Consider the following 15906-nt stretch of genomic DNA (forward strand, 5'->3'; position numbering starts at 1 on the left):
CTTAAACGGCTGCCCATACCCCTGTTACCTTGGTAGACACATTTATGTATTTACTTATCTTTACACAGTTTGGTTTTTTCACCTTGTTCTACTTACTAGACCTAATTTAGTAAAGAAATTTCTTAAATCCTGAGATTTTAAATTAAATAATTGATCCTCTAGAATATTGCTAGAATTTTCCTCTTGTTGGGTTGAATCGGTACGTTGTTTTCCTCTGTCTTTGATAATTCCTTTTTCTTTAAATTGCTTTAACAAGATATCTAGTAATTTTTGTTCGGCACTTCCAGAAATTAAGCGGACTCTGAATTCGCAGAGTACACTAAAATCAAAGCCTGAGTCTGTCAAATAAGAGAGAAAGTGCATACTTCCAATCAATTTTTCCTCAACGTCTGTTCGCTTTAGCATTTGTAAGGTTTTCAAATGTGAAGAAATATTTCGCCAACAGCATCCGATGATACTCATACCCATAGTTGTTCAAAATACTACCGAGTATAGGTGCTTGGTTTGATTGAAAATGAAGGCTGGATGCTGGCTCGTTGCGTTGTTTTGCAAGTTGCGATCGCCCCGTGATCGATTACGATTATTTTTGCTAAATTGACAAGTATTTATTTTCAATGAAGCATGAGTTTAATTACTACTCCTAAAGGATGAAACTTGCAGCTATTTGTAATAATATCAATTTTCTGTGAAGCTGCACATTATTTTGACCCTTCCCAACCTCCCTGATACTTTGGTGAGGTTGGGAGGGGTTCTTTCTATGCATCTTCATTTGGGAGAGGTTCTTTCTATACATCTTCATACAAAATTGGTATAACTTAGTTAAAATACGTTTTAATTCCAGTTTCTAATTGCGATAGTAGACTGAAATATAATTGCATAAATCTAGTAGTGAAAGTATTACTACGAGGAGCAAAGAGAAATTGTTTTTAAAAGCAATGATGTTTTAAAAAAGGTTTAAATAGTGTATGAATTGTATAACTTCTATTAGAACCTTCAAATGGTAGAGGTTATATTGCGAGAAATTTGTAACTATTAAATGTGCAGTCAAAGAAACTCAAGCTGAGACGTTCATTAGGTTAGAGATGCTCCTCAGTAAACTTCATAGATATAAACATTATTTTTTGACGGCTCCTGATTACGCAAACAATTAATTAAATGAGTAATTTAATGACACAATCTCTCTGGTTTTTTGGCTCTCGCCTCAGCATTATTATTGGAGATTAATTAAATATATGCAATCTTTCGAGGTCTATCGCCCTTTGGGTGCGGGAGAGCAAATCTTCTGGCTCCACGATCAAGCTCATTCCTTACATTTCGCTCTCACAGCCCAAATCAAAGGAAAATTCACAGTTACTCAACTTCAACAAGCACTCCACTTTGTACAGCAAAGGCATCCATTCCTCCGAGTTCGGATTGCTCTGGATGAAGCAAAGTACCCTTGGTTTGTCGAAGACCATGCTGATATTCCACTGCGGGTTGTGCAGAGGCTATCCGAACAACAATGGCAGCGAGAAGTTGAGCAAGAAATTGCAACGCCCTTTATTTGGTCGCAAGCTCCGTTAGTGCGCGTTGTCTTGGTTCACTCCAGCAATGGCGCAGAATTATCAGAATTGATTGTGATATGTCATCACTCGATCGGTGATGGTATTTCTGTAACTTACTTAATTCGGGATATTTTGCAGGCGATGCCTACAGCAACCCCTTCGGTGTACACTACACCCACTATATTCGGACAGTCTTTATCTGTGCCTCCGTCACTAGAGGAGTTGATTGTCGATCGAACTCCCGAAAAAGTTTCTTTGTTAAAGCCAATTCCTACATTCATCAGTGATTCCTTTCTGGTTGGGCAACGTGCGAAGCAACCTAACTGTTCATTTGTCAGTTCTGGTTCACTTTCGCCCGAAACAACGCGCTTACTCATAGCTCGTTGTCGGCAAGAACAAACGAGTGTTCATGCTGCGATTTGTGCCGCTTTTCTCTTAGCAGTCCGCCAGCAAAATCATTCAAAACAGACGCAGAACCTCAACTGTACATCACCGATTAATCTCAGACCATACTTGACATCTGCAAACCAGGAAAATTTCAGTTTATATATTGGTGCTGAACGAACATCACACCTCTTAAGCTTTGATGCCGATTTTTGGGAAGTCGCTCGTTCTGCTAAACAACAACTCAAGCAAAGTATGACATCTAACAAGCTGTTTGGGAAGATTTTTCAACTTCAACAATGGCTATCTACCCATTCTAGTCCTGATGATGCTTTACAAGTATTTAAAGACCAATTGGACTACGATATAACCGTTAGCAATCTCATGCGCTTGACGATCGCGCAACAGTTTGGAGAGCTAGAACTTCAGGCTATCTATGGGCCTGTAGTGACGACAGGTGTCAAAAACGATCGCTTAGTTGGCGTAGCAACTTTGGGAGATCGGCTATTCTTCACGCTCGTGTGTTCAGAACGGGTGATGCTGCAATCCCAGACAAAGACACTCCACGAGGAAGCTATATATCTACTAAATGAGGCGATCGCATCCAACTACGAGGAGCAAAGAGAAATTGTTTGTAAAAGCAATGATCTTTTAAAAAAGGTTTAAATAGTGTGTGAATTGTATAACTTATACTAAAACGTTCAAATGGTAGAGGTTATATTGCGATAAATTTGTAACTATTAAATGTGCAGTGAAAAAACTCAAGCAGAGACATTCATTGGCTTAGAGATACTCCTCAGTAAACTTCATAGATATCAACAAGCGTAAAAATTATTTTTTGACAGATCCTGATTAGGCAAACAATTAATCAACATGAGTAATCTGATGACACAATCTCTCTGGTTTTTTGGCTCTCGCCTCAGCATCATTGCAGATCACACAACTACCGCAGGTCAGTACGATCTGATCGAAGGCTACTTCCTTCCTAGTACACAAATACCCCTCCATCGCCACACACGCTATTCTGAACAAATCTATGTACTGTCCGGGGAGTTTACGGTTTGGGCAGGTGAGAAGAAGGCTGTGTTGAGTGCTGGTGAAAGCTTCTTGATTCCTACTGCCACACCCCATACCGTCGCCGTGCTTAACGATCAGCCAGCTCGCGTGTTGGTCGTTGCTGCGCCAAGTGGCTTTGCTCGGCTGATCGCAGCAGTCGGTACACTTGATGAGAAAGAAACACCAGATATGGAGCTGTTTGAACGTATTTGCGTTGAGATCGGCGACGAAATTTTGGGTCCGCCTGGAACCTTACCCTCGGCATGATGCTAATAGTCTGCCAACCCAAAAATGCGCTCGTGAGGACTGGGAAAAGGGGAAAGGGAAAAGGGTAATGGATTTAAACCCTTTCCCCCTTCCCCCTTCCCCCTTCCCCTTTACCCCGCCAAGTTTCCTTGGCGAACTACTAGGAGAACATAGCAATCGTCTTAAAACAATGAACAAAATCGGTGCAGAAGTCAGGCATAACACATAGTTTGAATACTGGTAAATTTCATATCACTATTGGTAGGGCTGCAATTGAGAAACTTTTAGCAACAATATATACAAGTAAGGAGTTGATAGGTGAAGCCATCACCAACTATGCACGCGCTGATTATAGATGATTTTCAAACTGCAACATTTCGTACCGCCGAAATTCCCCGACCGGAACCGACTGCTAAACAGGTTTTGGTGCGAATCAAGGCAAGCGGTGTCAACCCGCTCGACAGCAAAATCCGCACAGGTAAAGCGCCCCATGCCAAACCTGTACTCCCTGCCGTGCTGGGAACCGATCTGGCTGGGGTCGTTGAAGCAGTTGGACAAAATGTCACCGCGTTTAAAGTTGGTGATGAGGTCTACGGACTGACGGGTGGAGTCGGTGGACTGCAAGGTTCACTCGCTGAATTTGCCGCAGTTGATCCGGATCTACTGGCAAAAAAACCAACCAACCTCAGTATGCGTGAAGCAGCAGCTTTACCCTTGGTGGTCTTGACTGCATGGGAAGGACTTGTCGATCGCGCTAATGTAGGCGATGGTCAGAAAGTCCTCGTACTTGGCGGCTCTGGCGGTGTTGGTCATGTCGCTGTGCAGATTGCCAAAGCGCGTGGTGCCAAAGTGTTTGCTACTGCCTCGGCTGTTAAGCACGATATGCTGAAACAACTGGGTGCTGTACCGATAGACTACCACAGTGTATCAATTGAGCAGATTGTGCAAATGTATACAGATGGTCACGGCTTTGATCTGGTCTACGATACCGTTGGCGGCTCCACTTTAGACGATGCATTTCAGGCAGTACGTACTTACGGACATGTCGTTAGTAGCTACGGCTGGGGTCAGCACTCCTTGATGCCACTCTCGCGGAAGGCTGCTACGTATTCAGGCATATTCGTGCTTCTGCCTCTACTGAATGGTGAAGGGCGTACTCATCATGGTGAGATTCTGCATCAGGCTACGCAGTTGGCGGATGCAGGTCAACTACGCCCAATTGTTGATCCTCGTCATTTTACGTTGGATACCGCACTGGATGCCCACAATGCGGTAGAGCAAGGCACATCGGTCGGCAAAATCGTAATCGACATTGCAATATAGTTCAAGCTGGCTTGGAGAAGAACAAAGAAAAGCCCATTCAAACCTTGGTTATTGAAGCTAATGGCAGGATAACGTTTCCCCAGATAACTACAGGTACTTATTTTTAGTCTGAACTTGAGATTAATTCAAAATTATCTGTTCCTGGCGGAATGCATTAACGGCTCCAAGGTGGACTGGGGATATTTCTCTCATTAGAACGCAGCATGAATGCAAAGAACCGAATTTTTGAACAGGAGAATCACGATTATGACAATGAATCAACGTTCTCAGGCAGAAGTGGTTGCACAAGTGACCGATCGCAATGCGAAGCTCGACATCGCTCGTCGTTTTCAAACAGCAATCGCTGCACGGGATTGGAGTGCAATGCGCGCCCTCCTCGCTGACGACGCACACTGGACACTGCCGGGCGACAACATGATCTCAGGCACTGCAAATGGAGCTGATGCCGTAGTTGATCGCGCCCGCAAAATTACGAGCTATGGGCTGAACTTCGAGCTACAGCACATTCTTGTCGGCCAAGACAACGTGGCTCTGTCTCTACACAATACTGCCCGACAGGGCGATCGAGTACTTGATGAGTACTTGGCTACAGTCTGTCAGTTCAAGGATAACAGGATTGCCGCGCTCGAAACCTTCCTCTCTGACATTGACGGCATGAATGCCTTCTTTATCTGAGTCAAAGGACTGAACCAATAGCAGTTCAGAATTTAAACACCCAAATATCTCAGGTGAGTCATGACCACATTTCACACAATCTCAATCGATGGTTTAGATATCTTCTACCGAGAAGCTGGTTCCCGCAGTAATCCAACGATTCTTCTGTTACACGGCTTTCCGACCTCATCTCACATGTTTCGCAATCTGATGCCTGCGCTTGCTGATCACTTCCATCTAGTTGCCCCGGATTATCCGAGCTACGGCAACAGTTCTATGCCAACTGTGGATGAGTTTGACTACACGTTTGATCGCTTGTCCCAAATCGTGGAGAAATTTATTACGGCGATCGATCTCAACCAATATAGCCTCTACGTAATGGATTATGGCGCTCCCATTGGCTATCGGATTGCAGCTAAATATCCAGAGCGAGTGGAAGCGCTAATTGTCCAAAACGGGAATGCCTATGAAGAAGGTATACGCGGCGAATTTTGGAACCCAGCTAAAGCCTACTGGCAAGAACGTTCTCCTGAGAATGCTGACAAGCTCAGATCCTTTTTCACACTGGAAACAACGAAGTGGCAATATACCAACGGCGTTCGCAATCTGGAAGCGATTAGCCCTGATACCTGGAATATGGATCAACCTCTCCTCGATCGCCCCGGCAACGATGAGATTCAGCTGGCGCTACTGTATAGCTATGGCACGAATCCACCACTATATCCGCAATGGCAGGAGTATTTTCGCAAATATCAGCCACCTACCTTGATTGTTTGGGGTAAAAATGATGACATCTTCCCAGCCGAAGGCGCTTATCCCTACAAGGACGATCTCAAAGACGTTGAGTTTCATTTACTCGATACCGGACATTTTGCGCTAGAAGAGGAAGGAGATGCGATCGCAGATCATATCCGTCGCTTTATGACAACTCATGTTGGACAATCACAGGACGGGAGCAACACGATTTTGTGAGGTGGCAAAGCTGGGGGGCTTTTTGCATTGCTCCCCACAGGACACAGGACTCATCATCATGAAAAAACTAGACCAAAAAATTGATTTTACAACACTAATGAAAACAATGAAAACACTACTGAAAAGATCCGCGTTACTCTTGCTCTGCCAATCAGCGTCTTAGTTAATTTTTCCTTAAGAGCTTCTGCTGATTCAACTGCTGGCATCATCTTGAGTAATAAATGCCAAGGCGGCAACAACATCAATATTTGGCAGAATTATAATTCTGGTGAACTGCTCTATCGGGCGACCAATCCCAACGGTAATTTAAGTTTGGGCAAAGGAACTAAGCAAGCGACAGAAGGTGTTCAAGTGCATAAGTTTCGGAATAGAAACTATGAATATTGGGTGTGGGATGGCACGTTAGATAGCCCGCAGTCTGGAACTTTAGAGGTGTATAAAAACAATCGGATCTTGATGCGCCAAACTTGTAGGAAAAATTGAATCTTCAGTACTCTCAATACTTCTCGGGTTTTGCACTTTTAACTCGGAATCGGGTTTGGGGAAAAGGTTAAACCAATTCGCAATGGGCAACTCTTGGAGACGCTAAAAGCGAACGCCCCGCTACGCTAACGCAATTACGTTTTGTGACGGGGATTTAGACCCCGACACAAAATGTGATGCCGTTATTAGGCAGGGGACTTAAACCCCCAAAGTTCGTTAACCGAAAAGTATTGTCAGTACTCTTTCTCATAGAGGTTTATTAAACATGTTCGATCTCGACCAAACTATCAAAGACCGACACTCAACCCGAAAATTCTTATCCAAACCCGTACCGCGAATTTTACTCGATCAAGCTCTTGCTCTAGCACAGCTCGCGCCGTCGAATTCTAATACCCAGCCGTGGCGGGTAGTATTTGCTGAAGGTACTCGACGCGATCAACTGAAAAAGGCTTTGCTAAAGCAAGCGCAGCATTTTGACGAGTCTCAGCTACCCAAAATCGCTCAACTGCCAGAGGCATTTCAGCATTACCGCCAGGAACTAGGCGAACAAGTCTATGGAGCGATGGGGATTGCTCGTGAGGATACAGCAAGTCGAGAACGAGCCGTTCTGCGTAATTACGAATTTTTTGATGCCCCAATGGTCGGTATCGTTTGTATGCACCGAGAACTAGGCGATGCGGATGCTTTAAGTGTAGGGATCTATTTACAAACGCTGATGCTGAGTCTGACTGCTCGTGGACTGGGTACCTGCGCTCAGGTTTCGCTAGCCGCTTATCCTGAAATCATTCGCAGCGAGTTAAATATCCCACCGGAATTATCGATCCTGTGCGGTTTAGCCGTTGGCTATACCGATCCTGATTTTCCCCCTAATCACCTGCATATTAGCCGCGATCCCGTTGAGAACAATATCTCATTTCTCGACGATCTTGAGCTAGTAGTCTGCCAACCCAAAAATGCTAAGTGAAGACTGGGGAAAGGTGAAAGGATAAGGGATTTAAACCCTTTCCCTCCGCCCCTTATCCCCTTCAAGGGCCCCACCTTCCCCCTTACCCTTTACCCCGCCAAGTGAACTTGGCGAACTGCTAGCACATAGAAGTGATTGGAATACTCTTGTTAGAGCGTAATATTTGGGGAAAATCGCTAAAATGCACTCCCAGAGATGGTTTTAAGGATCTTTATTGAAGCCGGAAGCTTGGAAAGATGTTTATCAATTATCTGCTATTTAAGTAAGTCGTGGAGAAAATTTATAACTATGTAACAAACAATTAAGGAGAAGATTTAGAGTTAAATCTTATACGTTGTGTACTGTAATTTCCCTTCTCTGCTCTAGCTTGAACTCCATCAATCACAGCATAGGCGAGGTCTAATTCATCTTCAAAAGTTTTCGAGGCTAGTTCATCTTTTTTGAGGTGTTGCCACTCCAATTCAATCGGGTTCATTTCCGAACAATATTTGGGTAGAAAGAAGATGTACAAACCCATCTCTTCCCATTTTGGCCATAACTCCTGCACTTCTTTACATCGATGTATTGGGCCGTTATCCTGCACTATGACTCTTATGCGTCCCGTTTTTTGTGCTTCTAGTGCTTCAAGCTCCATCATTTGAATATAAGATTTGCGTGAAACGCCTCCAATTACCAGACCGTAAACGAAACTAATTAACGGTTGAAGAAAGCCAATAATACTTAACCTTCGACCTCGACGCTTGCTCTGCTCTAAACGTTTTTGTTTGCCTCGGAAGTAGTAGCTGTAACTCGGTTCACTCCAAGCACAAAACCCTGATTCATCTAGATACTTTAAATCGATTTCTCCTGCGGCCGCAGACAATTCCAACATTTCCAAATCTGCTTGTTTAACTTGCTGTACTACTGGATCTTGTTTTCCTTTATGACAATTTCAAAGTTCGTTTCCAAATGATCCCCTTTTTTTTAGTACCTGCCAAAACCTGTCAGGACTCAATGTTATCGAGCGTTCTTGTTCTAATCTTTGGGCTAATTGAACGCTGTTATATGTACGAGGTTCTTTCTCTAAACATTCTTCTAAAAACACCATGTCATCTTCCATCCACCTTGATTTTCCTCCTCGCCCTGGTTTTTCCCAAAGTCCCTCTAAACCAAGACGCTCCCATCTATGCAAAACTTCTCGCACTGTTTGTGCTGTCCAATTAAAGTGAGCCGCTATCTTCTCTACGTACCAACCATTTGCGCTCAATCTAATCACTTCTGCTCTGTCTTTAACTTTCTGGGGTACATCTGCCGTTCTCAGGTTGAAAAGAGTTTTATCTTGTTCTCTGGTTAGAAAGACCCTTAAACGGTTGCCCATATCTCTGTTACCTTCGTAGACACATTATACGTATTTACTTATCTTTACACAGTTTGGTTTTTCCACCTCGTTCTACTTACAAGGAGAGCAAAATGTACGCTATTACTGGAATTACAGGTCAGGTCGGCGGTGCCGTCGCCCGCAAATTGTTGAGCGACAATCAGTCTGTCTGCGCTGTGATCCGTGATGCTAAGAAGGGAACTGCCTGGGTCGAGGAGGGTTGTGCAGTTGCCCTAGCGGATATGAACGATGCTGACGCGCTCACAGCAGCTTTTAGAAAAGCTGAGGGTGTCTTCGTTGTGATTCCGCCAAACTTTGCGCCATCACCGAGCTTTCCCGAAACACGGGCAATTGTCGCTGCTCTGCGTACTGCAATCGCAGCAGCCCATCCGGGCAAAGTCGTCTGCCTGTCCACCATTGGCGCACAGGCAACCCAGTCGAACCTACTGACTCAACTTCAGATATTGGAGCAAGTATTGGGGGATCTGCCGATGCCGCTCGCTTTTCTTCGTCCTGCCTGGTTTATGGAGAACGCAGCTTGGGATGTAGCACCTGCCAGAGAGAGTGGCATTATCCAAAGCTTTTTGCAACCGTTGGATAAACCTGTGCCGATGATTGCGACGGCGGATATCGGTCGTGTTGCCTCCGAGTTGCTGCAACAGACTTGGAGTGGACGGCGAATCGTCGAAATCGAGGGTCCGCGACGGGTAACGCCGAATGACATTGCAAAGGGCTTTTCCAAGATTCTGGGTCGTCCGGTACATGCGGAGGTAGTTCCCTGCGAAACCTGGGAGGCGCTGTTCAAGGCTCAGGGTACAGCCGATCCAGAGCCGCGCATTCGGATGCTCGACGGTTTCAACGAGGGCTGGATCGAGTTCGAGAGTGGTGAGTCTGGCTCCATCAAAGGCGAAGTCGAACTGGAAACTGTTCTGAAAAGCTTGGTGGAGCGATGATTCAGAAGATTATACCCTTGTCACGACACCCTATTTCAGTGAATCATGTCTCAAAATACACCCAAGGAAATTAACAATGACTACGTTATCTGGAAAAGTCGCACTCGTTACAGGTGGAACATCAGGGATTGGTAAAGCAACCGCTCTAGCTCTAGCTCAAGCTGGAGCAAAAGTAGTTGTTGCAGGTCGTCGGCAAGTTGAAGGTGAAGAAACAATTCGACAGATTCAAGCAATGGGTGGGGAAGGCTTTTCTGTGACGACAGATGTTTCTAAAGAAGCCGATGTGCAGATACTGATTGAGAAAATAATGACACACTATGGAAGACTCGACATTGCTTTCAACAATGCTGGAGTGGAACAAGATTCCACACCGTTAGCAGAGCAAACCGAAGCTACTTACGATCGCATCATGGATATCAATGTTAAAGGGGTATGGTTGTCTTTGAAACATGAGATTCCAGCCTTGTTAAAAAGTGGCGGTGGGGCGATCGTCAATACTAGTTCAGTTTTGGGTTTGGTCGGTGGTGCAATGGTGCCGATTTACACCGCTAGTAAACACGCTGTAGAAGGGCTAACAAAATCAGTGGCATTAGAATTTGTCAAGCAAGGAATTCGGGTGAATGCTGTCAGTCCGGGCCCAATTCAAACCGAAATGCTCGATCGCCTTTTCAAAGCAAATCCAAAAGCGACCGAGGATTTCATCAAAGGGCAGCCAATGGGTCGGATTGGTACGCCGGCAGAAGTGGTAAATGCTGTATTATGGCTCTGTTCAGACGCTTCTAGTTTTGTCACTGGACAATCGATCTCAGTTGATGGCGGCTTTATCGCGCAATAACGAAGGACATTCCTTTGGCAGGTTAGGCATCTTTTGCGGTTTCTGCACAGAACATTCCGCGCTGAGTTCTCAAAAGCGTGTCCACACCGCAGATTAGACCTCTAACACTGTTTCGGTTGGCAATTCAGAGTTTTATAGGCAAATCAAGGAGACTACCAATGAAAACACGCAAACTCGGCAATCAAGGACTTGTGGTTTCAGAACTAGGACTAGGCTGTATGGGAATGTCTGATTTCTATGGTGGGCAGGACGATCGAGAAGCGATCGCCACGATTCACCGGGCATTAGAACTCGGCATTACCTTACTGGATACTGCCGATATGTATGGTCCCTTTACCAATGAACAGTTGGTAGGCAAAGCCATCAAAGACCGTCGCGATCGGGTAGCGATCGCAACGAAGTTTGGCATTGTGCGATCGCCAGAGGGTGGATGGAACGGTATTAACGGTAAGCCAGAGTATGTGCATCAAGCCTGTGATGCATCGCTGAAGCGGTTGGGTGTAGATGTGATTGACCTTTATTATCAGCACCGGATTGATCCGGAAGTCCCCATTGAAGACACGATTGGTGCAATGGCGGAACTGGTGCAGCAGGGAAAAGTGCGCTATCTAGGGCTTTCAGAAGCCACTCCGTCCACGATTCGACGGGCTAATACTGTTCACTCCATTTCCGCCCTGCAAACGGAATATTCCCTCTGGAGCCGCGATCCCGAAGATGAGATTCTTCCCACAGTGCGGGAATTAGGTATTGGATTTGTACCCTACAGTCCATTGGGTCGAGGCTTTTTGTCAGGACGATTCACCAGCCCAAATGATTTTTCAGAAGACGACTACCGCCGATCTTCCCCTCGCTTTCAGGGAGAGAATTTCTACAAAAATCTGCAATTAGTGGAGCAGGTAAAGGCGATTGCGGCTGAAAAAGGAGCAACGCCCAGTCAACTCGCCCTGGCATGGCTGTTAACCCAAGGAGAAGATATCATTCCCATTCCGGGTACCAAGCAGCGCAAATATCTGGAGGAGAACGTTGCAGCAACAGAAGTTCATCTGACAACAGACGACCTGAACCGAATTGCAGTTGTTGCACCAAAAGGAGTGGCCGCAGGCGAGCGCTACCCCGCTGATATAAGGTCGCTGCAAGAGACATTAACGAACAGCAGACGATCTCAGCCAAATTGAAGCTGTGTACCAAGACAGCACCTTAAAGGAGATGTGCAATGAACCCTGAATACTACGACGACATTATTATCGGCAGTGGCAAAGCAGGTAAAACCCTAGCACCAGCGCTAGTTGCGGACGGACGTAAAACCGCTCTGGTGGAACGCAGCTTAACCATGATTGGTGGTGGGTGCATCAACATCGCCTGCATCCCTACCAAAACGATGGTTGCCAGCGCAGAGGTAGCCAATACTGTGCGACACAGCGCTGCTTACGGTGTTAAAGCCAATGCACCCATTGTTGATTTAGCAGCCGTAATTGGGCGCAAACGATCTGTCGTACACTCCATGCGTGAAATGAATTTGCACAATCTAGAAACTGCTCTGGGTCACGAACTGATCGTTGGAGTGGGACGGTTTGTGTCATCCAAAACGATTGAAGTGACAACGGCTCTTGACACCACTCGCTTACTCACCGCAGAACGGTTCTTTATCAACACAGGCACACGACCGTTAATTCCATCGCTACCCGGACTCACAGAAGCTGGTTTTTTGACGAGCGAATCGATCATGGAACTGGAACAGTTGCCGGAGCATCTGATCGTACTTGGGAGTGGCTATATTGGGTTGGAGTTTGCCCAGATGTTCCAGCGCTTTGGCTCTCGTGTTACTGTGATTGGGCATAGCGAGCAAATTCTATCAAATCAAGATTCAGATATTGCGATCGCCGTTCAAACGCTGCTAGAACGAGAGGGCATTGAATTCTTGCTGAAGGCGAAGGTGTTAAGGGTCGTTCGCAAAGCGTCTCCTTTGGAGAATCACACTGGTAATGAAACCATCCTGCAAATCCAAGTTGGCGATCGCTCCCTCAGTATCCAGGGGTCGCATTTGCTTGTCGCCGTTGGTCGTGCGCCCAATACCGAGAGCTTAAATTTAGCTGCTGCTGGTGTGGCAACTGATGCCCACGGGTTTATTGTAGTCAACGATCGCCTAGAAACAAACATACTGGGGATTTGGGCGTTAGGCGACATCAATGGAGGACTACAATATACCCATGTCTCGCTTGACGATTACCGCATTGTCAAAGCAAATCTGATTGATGGCGGCAACCGCAGCACGCGCAATCGCTTGATTCCATCCTGTCTGTTCATTGATCCCGAACTGGCTCATGTGGGTCTGACCGAAACCGAAGCACAGCAACAAGGGTATGCCATCCGCGTGGCTAAACTGGATGCCTCAGCGATTCCTAGAGCAAAAACTCTCGGTAAAACCGATGGACTGATGAAGGCGATCGTGGATACCGAGACAGGTCGGATTCTCGGTTGTTCCCTGTTGTGTCATGAAGCGGGGGAAGTGATTTCGATGGTGCAGATAGTGATGCAAGCTCAAATGCCTTACACCGTTCTGCGCGATGGCGTTTTGACTCATCCCACGATGACCGAAGGGTTAAATATGCTGTTTTCAAAGTTGTAAAACGCAACCTTGGGCTTTAATTAAATCCGCAGCCCACAGAGTCACATCTTTTACAACTCCTGATGGTTGAGTTTGAGCAAATACTTTGTAGCGGTTAACATAGTTCCACCAACCGAAGTAATCGTTAAAAGTGCTAATGCACTAAGTTATTTGTCGAATTGAAACATGATTTTCATAATCTAAAATCCTTTTTTGTCGAAAATCAAATTTGGTCACTACCTCAAATTTCTAGTTTTCCAGAATTTAGCAGAACACAAGAAAACCATGAGACGATTTACCCTGTTTACGCTCCTGTATCTCGCGGCGGGAGTCTGCCTAACGGTGTTCGCCCTTCAGCATCTTGACATAACTCCGAACGTCAAGACCATCCTATTGGTAGATGCAGGACTGTTATATCTTTTCGCTGTATTCACGACCTTCCCATTTTGGCATCAATTTGCACAACGGAGCCAAGCGAGACTGAGCGATAAACCCGCTTGGCAAAAAAACTTTGTCGCGATCGCACCCTGGTTTCTGATTGTATCGGTAGTCGTTTCAGCGATCTCCAATGTAATGAGCCACCCCTGGGCGACAGAGACAACTGTAAGTGTGTCTCTGGGACTACCAATCATCTTGCTGAGTGTAGAAAATCTCTTTGTCAGAAACCAGATCCATCAATAAGCCCATTCGTCTAGGCAAGCAGCTATCTGTCTATGTCTAGTGTTTGTTTTCTTCTAATCAGTACTCTATCCGTCAGATAGCTTTCCTGGCAGAAGCCGTCCGAATTATTGATTTTAAGCATCACAACCAAAACAGATTTTCAAGGAGGTACTTTCAATGTTGAACTTTTCTTCGTATACCAGGCTAAAACAGCGCTGTGCAGTTGTTGGAGGAGTGCTAGTCGCGATCGCCATCACAGCCTACAGTGCCCCTGCCAAATCACAACTACCCTCTGCAAATACTCCAGCGGTGGCAAATTCCTCGATCTCATCTAGTCCAGCCCCGGTGTCTGGATCTCCCACACAGAGCGTTGCAAGCGCTACACCGATTCAGCAGGCAGCTGTCCAAGCTATTCGTGACTACTACAGCGCGATCTCCAGTCAAGACTATCGGCGAGCATACTCAGCTTGGGATAGAAATGGGGCAGCAAGCCAACAGTCGTTTGAAAAGTTTAAGCAAGGCTTTGCCAACACCGCATCCACTGCTGTAGAAGTTGGGACACCCGGTAGACTCGACGGAGCGGCAGGCTCATCCTACATTAAAATTCCGGTGACGGTAAGTGCCACCACCACAACTGGAACTCCACAGCGATTTCGTGGTAGCTATATACTGCGACGGGTCAATGGTGTTTCTGGCTCAAATCCAGAACAACGTGGATGGCATCTCTACTCGGCAAATCTTACTCAAGTCAATTAGCTTGCTGGGTAGTGCTAGACAGGTAAGAATGCCTGGAATTCCTTCTAAATACATGACGAGCTTAGGCTGATGACAAACATCCAAATTAACCCCAACGAGTTATCTGACAAGAGAGTGCTGGTTACAGGTGGAACAAAAGGTATGGGCGAAGCGATCGTCAAACGTTTGAGGCAAGCTGGTGCAACGGTGATCACGACCGCCCGCTCAAAACCCAATGAACTCCGATCACCAGATTTATTTATTCAATCTGACATCAGCACGCCGGATGGCGTAGAAAAAGTGGTCAAGGAAGTGCTTGCCCGTCTCGGTGGCGTGGATATCCTGATCAACAACGTTGGTGGTTCTTCAGCACCCAGCGGTGGCGCACTTGTCCTGACTGATGATGATTGGCAGCAGACATTCAATGCTAATTTATTCACCTCTGTCCGCTTAGATCGGGCATTCCTGCCCAAAATGCTAGAACAAGGTTCGGGTGTCATTATCCATATTTCGTCGATCCAGCGTACTCTCCCGCTTTATGATGCCACCCTGGCATATGCAGCGGCAAAGGCGGCACTGACGAACTACAGCAAAGGACTCTCAAACGAAGTTGCACCGAGAGGTGTGCGGGTGAATACAGTTGCTCCCGGTTTTATCGAGACAACAGCGGCTACGGAACTGATAAAAAGATTAGCTGAAAATGCAGGAACAGACTTTGATACTGCAAGACTTGGGTTGATGGATTCCCTTGGGGGAATTCCAATGGGTCGCCCTGGTCGCCCCGAAGAAGTTGCCGAGCTTGTTGCTTTCCTGGTTTCTGATCGCGCTTCTTATATTAACGGCGCTGAATATGTGATCGACGGCGGAACCATTCCTACCGTGTGAGACATCGAATATCGAGGGTAAGTTCTCATTGTTTTGCAACCTGTTGCGGGTGACTCATGCTGGTTGGTCATTCCACTGGCGCGCCGCGTATTTCTGCATCAAGCCCTTTTCCGAGACTGATAGGACTGAGGATCTGAAAAAATTCGACATCCCGACCCTGGCTGTCTAATCAGTATTTAAGAGCTTGAAACTCAAGCACAGTGAGAAGTTCCTGATGTTGAGTGACCAAAGATTGTATTGTGCTAACTGG

The 15906-nt window shown here is 46.0% G+C and carries 15 protein-coding genes and 1 pseudogene; 14 read left to right on the forward strand and 2 right to left on the reverse strand.

The genetic code is table 11. The features are described from left to right. Positions 1–78: 78 nt before the first annotated feature. Positions 79–468 (reverse strand): hypothetical protein, encoded by a 390-nt coding sequence (locus V7L07_RS33575; RefSeq protein ID WP_442936089.1) that lies wholly within the window; start codon positions 466–468, stop codon positions 79–81. Positions 469–1232: 764 nt separating this feature from the next. Here V7L07_RS33575 and V7L07_RS27710 point away from each other — a divergent pair. The 7 genes from V7L07_RS27710 to V7L07_RS27740 all read left to right on the forward strand — a co-directional run bounded on the left by V7L07_RS27710 (position 1233) and on the right by V7L07_RS27740 (position 7626). After that, on the forward strand, positions 1233–2594 hold the full coding sequence (locus tag V7L07_RS27710; RefSeq protein WP_335062243.1) for a condensation domain-containing protein: 1362 nt from the start codon (positions 1233–1235) through the stop codon (positions 2592–2594). Positions 2595–2801: 207 nt separating this feature from the next. Beyond that, the gene (locus V7L07_RS27715; RefSeq protein ID WP_335062244.1) at positions 2802–3251 is read left to right on the forward strand and encodes a cupin domain-containing protein; all 450 of its coding nucleotides are present in this window, start codon (positions 2802–2804) and stop codon (positions 3249–3251) included. A 297-nt stretch (positions 3252–3548) separates the two neighbouring features. Continuing rightward, positions 3549–4553: a zinc-dependent alcohol dehydrogenase family protein gene (locus V7L07_RS27720; protein ID WP_335062245.1), complete on the forward strand. Its 1005-nt coding sequence runs from the start codon at positions 3549–3551 to the stop codon at positions 4551–4553. A 246-nt stretch (positions 4554–4799) separates the two neighbouring features. Beyond that, positions 4800–5228 (forward strand): nuclear transport factor 2 family protein, encoded by a 429-nt coding sequence (locus V7L07_RS27725; RefSeq protein WP_335062247.1) that lies wholly within the window; start codon positions 4800–4802, stop codon positions 5226–5228. A gap of 60 nt (positions 5229–5288) precedes the next feature. Then, positions 5289–6179, forward strand: a complete 891-nt coding sequence (locus V7L07_RS27730) for an alpha/beta fold hydrolase (protein ID WP_335062249.1) — start codon at positions 5289–5291, stop codon at positions 6177–6179. Between the two features lie 210 nt (positions 6180–6389). After that, positions 6390–6662, forward strand: a complete 273-nt coding sequence (locus V7L07_RS27735; RefSeq protein ID WP_335062250.1) for a hypothetical protein — start codon at positions 6390–6392, stop codon at positions 6660–6662. A 265-nt stretch (positions 6663–6927) separates the two neighbouring features. Then, entirely contained in the window at positions 6928–7626 is a 699-nt protein-coding gene (locus V7L07_RS27740) for a nitroreductase (RefSeq protein ID WP_335062252.1), read from the forward strand. A gap of 301 nt (positions 7627–7927) precedes the next feature. Here V7L07_RS27740 and V7L07_RS27745 read toward each other — a convergent pair. Further along, positions 7928–8983: pseudogene (locus V7L07_RS27745) on the reverse strand (IS630 family transposase). Between the two features lie 92 nt (positions 8984–9075). Between V7L07_RS27745 and V7L07_RS27750 the strand changes: the two are divergent. The 7 genes from V7L07_RS27750 to V7L07_RS27780 all read left to right on the forward strand — a co-directional run bounded on the left by V7L07_RS27750 (position 9076) and on the right by V7L07_RS27780 (position 15656). Further along, on the forward strand, positions 9076–9936 hold the full coding sequence (locus V7L07_RS27750; RefSeq protein ID WP_335062254.1) for an NmrA family NAD(P)-binding protein: 861 nt from the start codon (positions 9076–9078) through the stop codon (positions 9934–9936). Positions 9937–10012: 76 nt separating this feature from the next. Continuing rightward, the gene (locus tag V7L07_RS27755; protein WP_335062256.1) at positions 10013–10771 is read left to right on the forward strand and encodes an SDR family oxidoreductase; all 759 of its coding nucleotides are present in this window, start codon (positions 10013–10015) and stop codon (positions 10769–10771) included. 158 nt (positions 10772–10929) lie between these two features. Next, a complete protein-coding gene (locus V7L07_RS27760; protein WP_335062258.1) occupies positions 10930–11946 on the forward strand; it encodes an aldo/keto reductase in 1017 nt (338 codons plus the stop codon). A 38-nt stretch (positions 11947–11984) separates the two neighbouring features. Continuing rightward, positions 11985–13397 carry a mercuric reductase gene (locus V7L07_RS27765; protein WP_335062259.1) on the forward strand — a complete coding sequence of 471 codons (1413 nt, stop codon included), beginning with the start codon at positions 11985–11987 and terminating at the stop codon, positions 13395–13397. Between the two features lie 264 nt (positions 13398–13661). Beyond that, entirely contained in the window at positions 13662–14057 is a 396-nt protein-coding gene (locus tag V7L07_RS27770; protein WP_335062261.1) for a hypothetical protein, read from the forward strand. Positions 14058–14213: 156 nt separating this feature from the next. Further along, entirely contained in the window at positions 14214–14792 is a 579-nt protein-coding gene (locus V7L07_RS27775; protein ID WP_335062263.1) for a hypothetical protein, read from the forward strand. Between the two features lie 69 nt (positions 14793–14861). Further along, the gene (locus V7L07_RS27780; RefSeq protein WP_335062265.1) at positions 14862–15656 is read left to right on the forward strand and encodes an SDR family oxidoreductase; all 795 of its coding nucleotides are present in this window, start codon (positions 14862–14864) and stop codon (positions 15654–15656) included. Positions 15657–15906: the final 250 nt, after the last annotated feature.

This window comes from Nostoc sp. (assembly GCF_036916985.1).
Taxonomy (GTDB): domain Bacteria; phylum Cyanobacteriota; class Cyanobacteriia; order Cyanobacteriales; family Nostocaceae; genus Nostoc.

Excerpts from the sequence above, each read along its gene's own strand:
- V7L07_RS33575 (WP_442936089.1), bottom strand. The coding sequence starts at position 468 with ATGGGTATGAGTATCATCGGATGCTGTTGGCGAAATATTTCTTCACAT.
- V7L07_RS27710 (WP_335062243.1), top strand. The coding sequence starts at position 1,233 with ATGCAATCTTTCGAGGTCTATCGCCCTTTGGGTGCGGGAGAGCAAATC.
- V7L07_RS27715 (WP_335062244.1), top strand. The coding sequence starts at position 2,802 with ATGAGTAATCTGATGACACAATCTCTCTGGTTTTTTGGCTCTCGCCTC.
- V7L07_RS27725 (WP_335062247.1), top strand. The coding sequence starts at position 4,800 with ATGACAATGAATCAACGTTCTCAGGCAGAAGTGGTTGCACAAGTGACC.
- V7L07_RS27730 (WP_335062249.1), top strand. The coding sequence starts at position 5,289 with ATGACCACATTTCACACAATCTCAATCGATGGTTTAGATATCTTCTAC.
- V7L07_RS27740 (WP_335062252.1), top strand. The coding sequence starts at position 6,928 with ATGTTCGATCTCGACCAAACTATCAAAGACCGACACTCAACCCGAAAA.
- V7L07_RS27750 (WP_335062254.1), top strand. The coding sequence starts at position 9,076 with ATGTACGCTATTACTGGAATTACAGGTCAGGTCGGCGGTGCCGTCGCC.
- V7L07_RS27755 (WP_335062256.1), top strand. The coding sequence starts at position 10,013 with ATGACTACGTTATCTGGAAAAGTCGCACTCGTTACAGGTGGAACATCA.
- V7L07_RS27760 (WP_335062258.1), top strand. The coding sequence starts at position 10,930 with ATGAAAACACGCAAACTCGGCAATCAAGGACTTGTGGTTTCAGAACTA.
- V7L07_RS27765 (WP_335062259.1), top strand. The coding sequence starts at position 11,985 with ATGAACCCTGAATACTACGACGACATTATTATCGGCAGTGGCAAAGCA.
- V7L07_RS27770 (WP_335062261.1), top strand. The coding sequence starts at position 13,662 with ATGAGACGATTTACCCTGTTTACGCTCCTGTATCTCGCGGCGGGAGTC.
- V7L07_RS27775 (WP_335062263.1), top strand. The coding sequence starts at position 14,214 with ATGTTGAACTTTTCTTCGTATACCAGGCTAAAACAGCGCTGTGCAGTT.
- V7L07_RS27780 (WP_335062265.1), top strand. The coding sequence starts at position 14,862 with ATGACAAACATCCAAATTAACCCCAACGAGTTATCTGACAAGAGAGTG.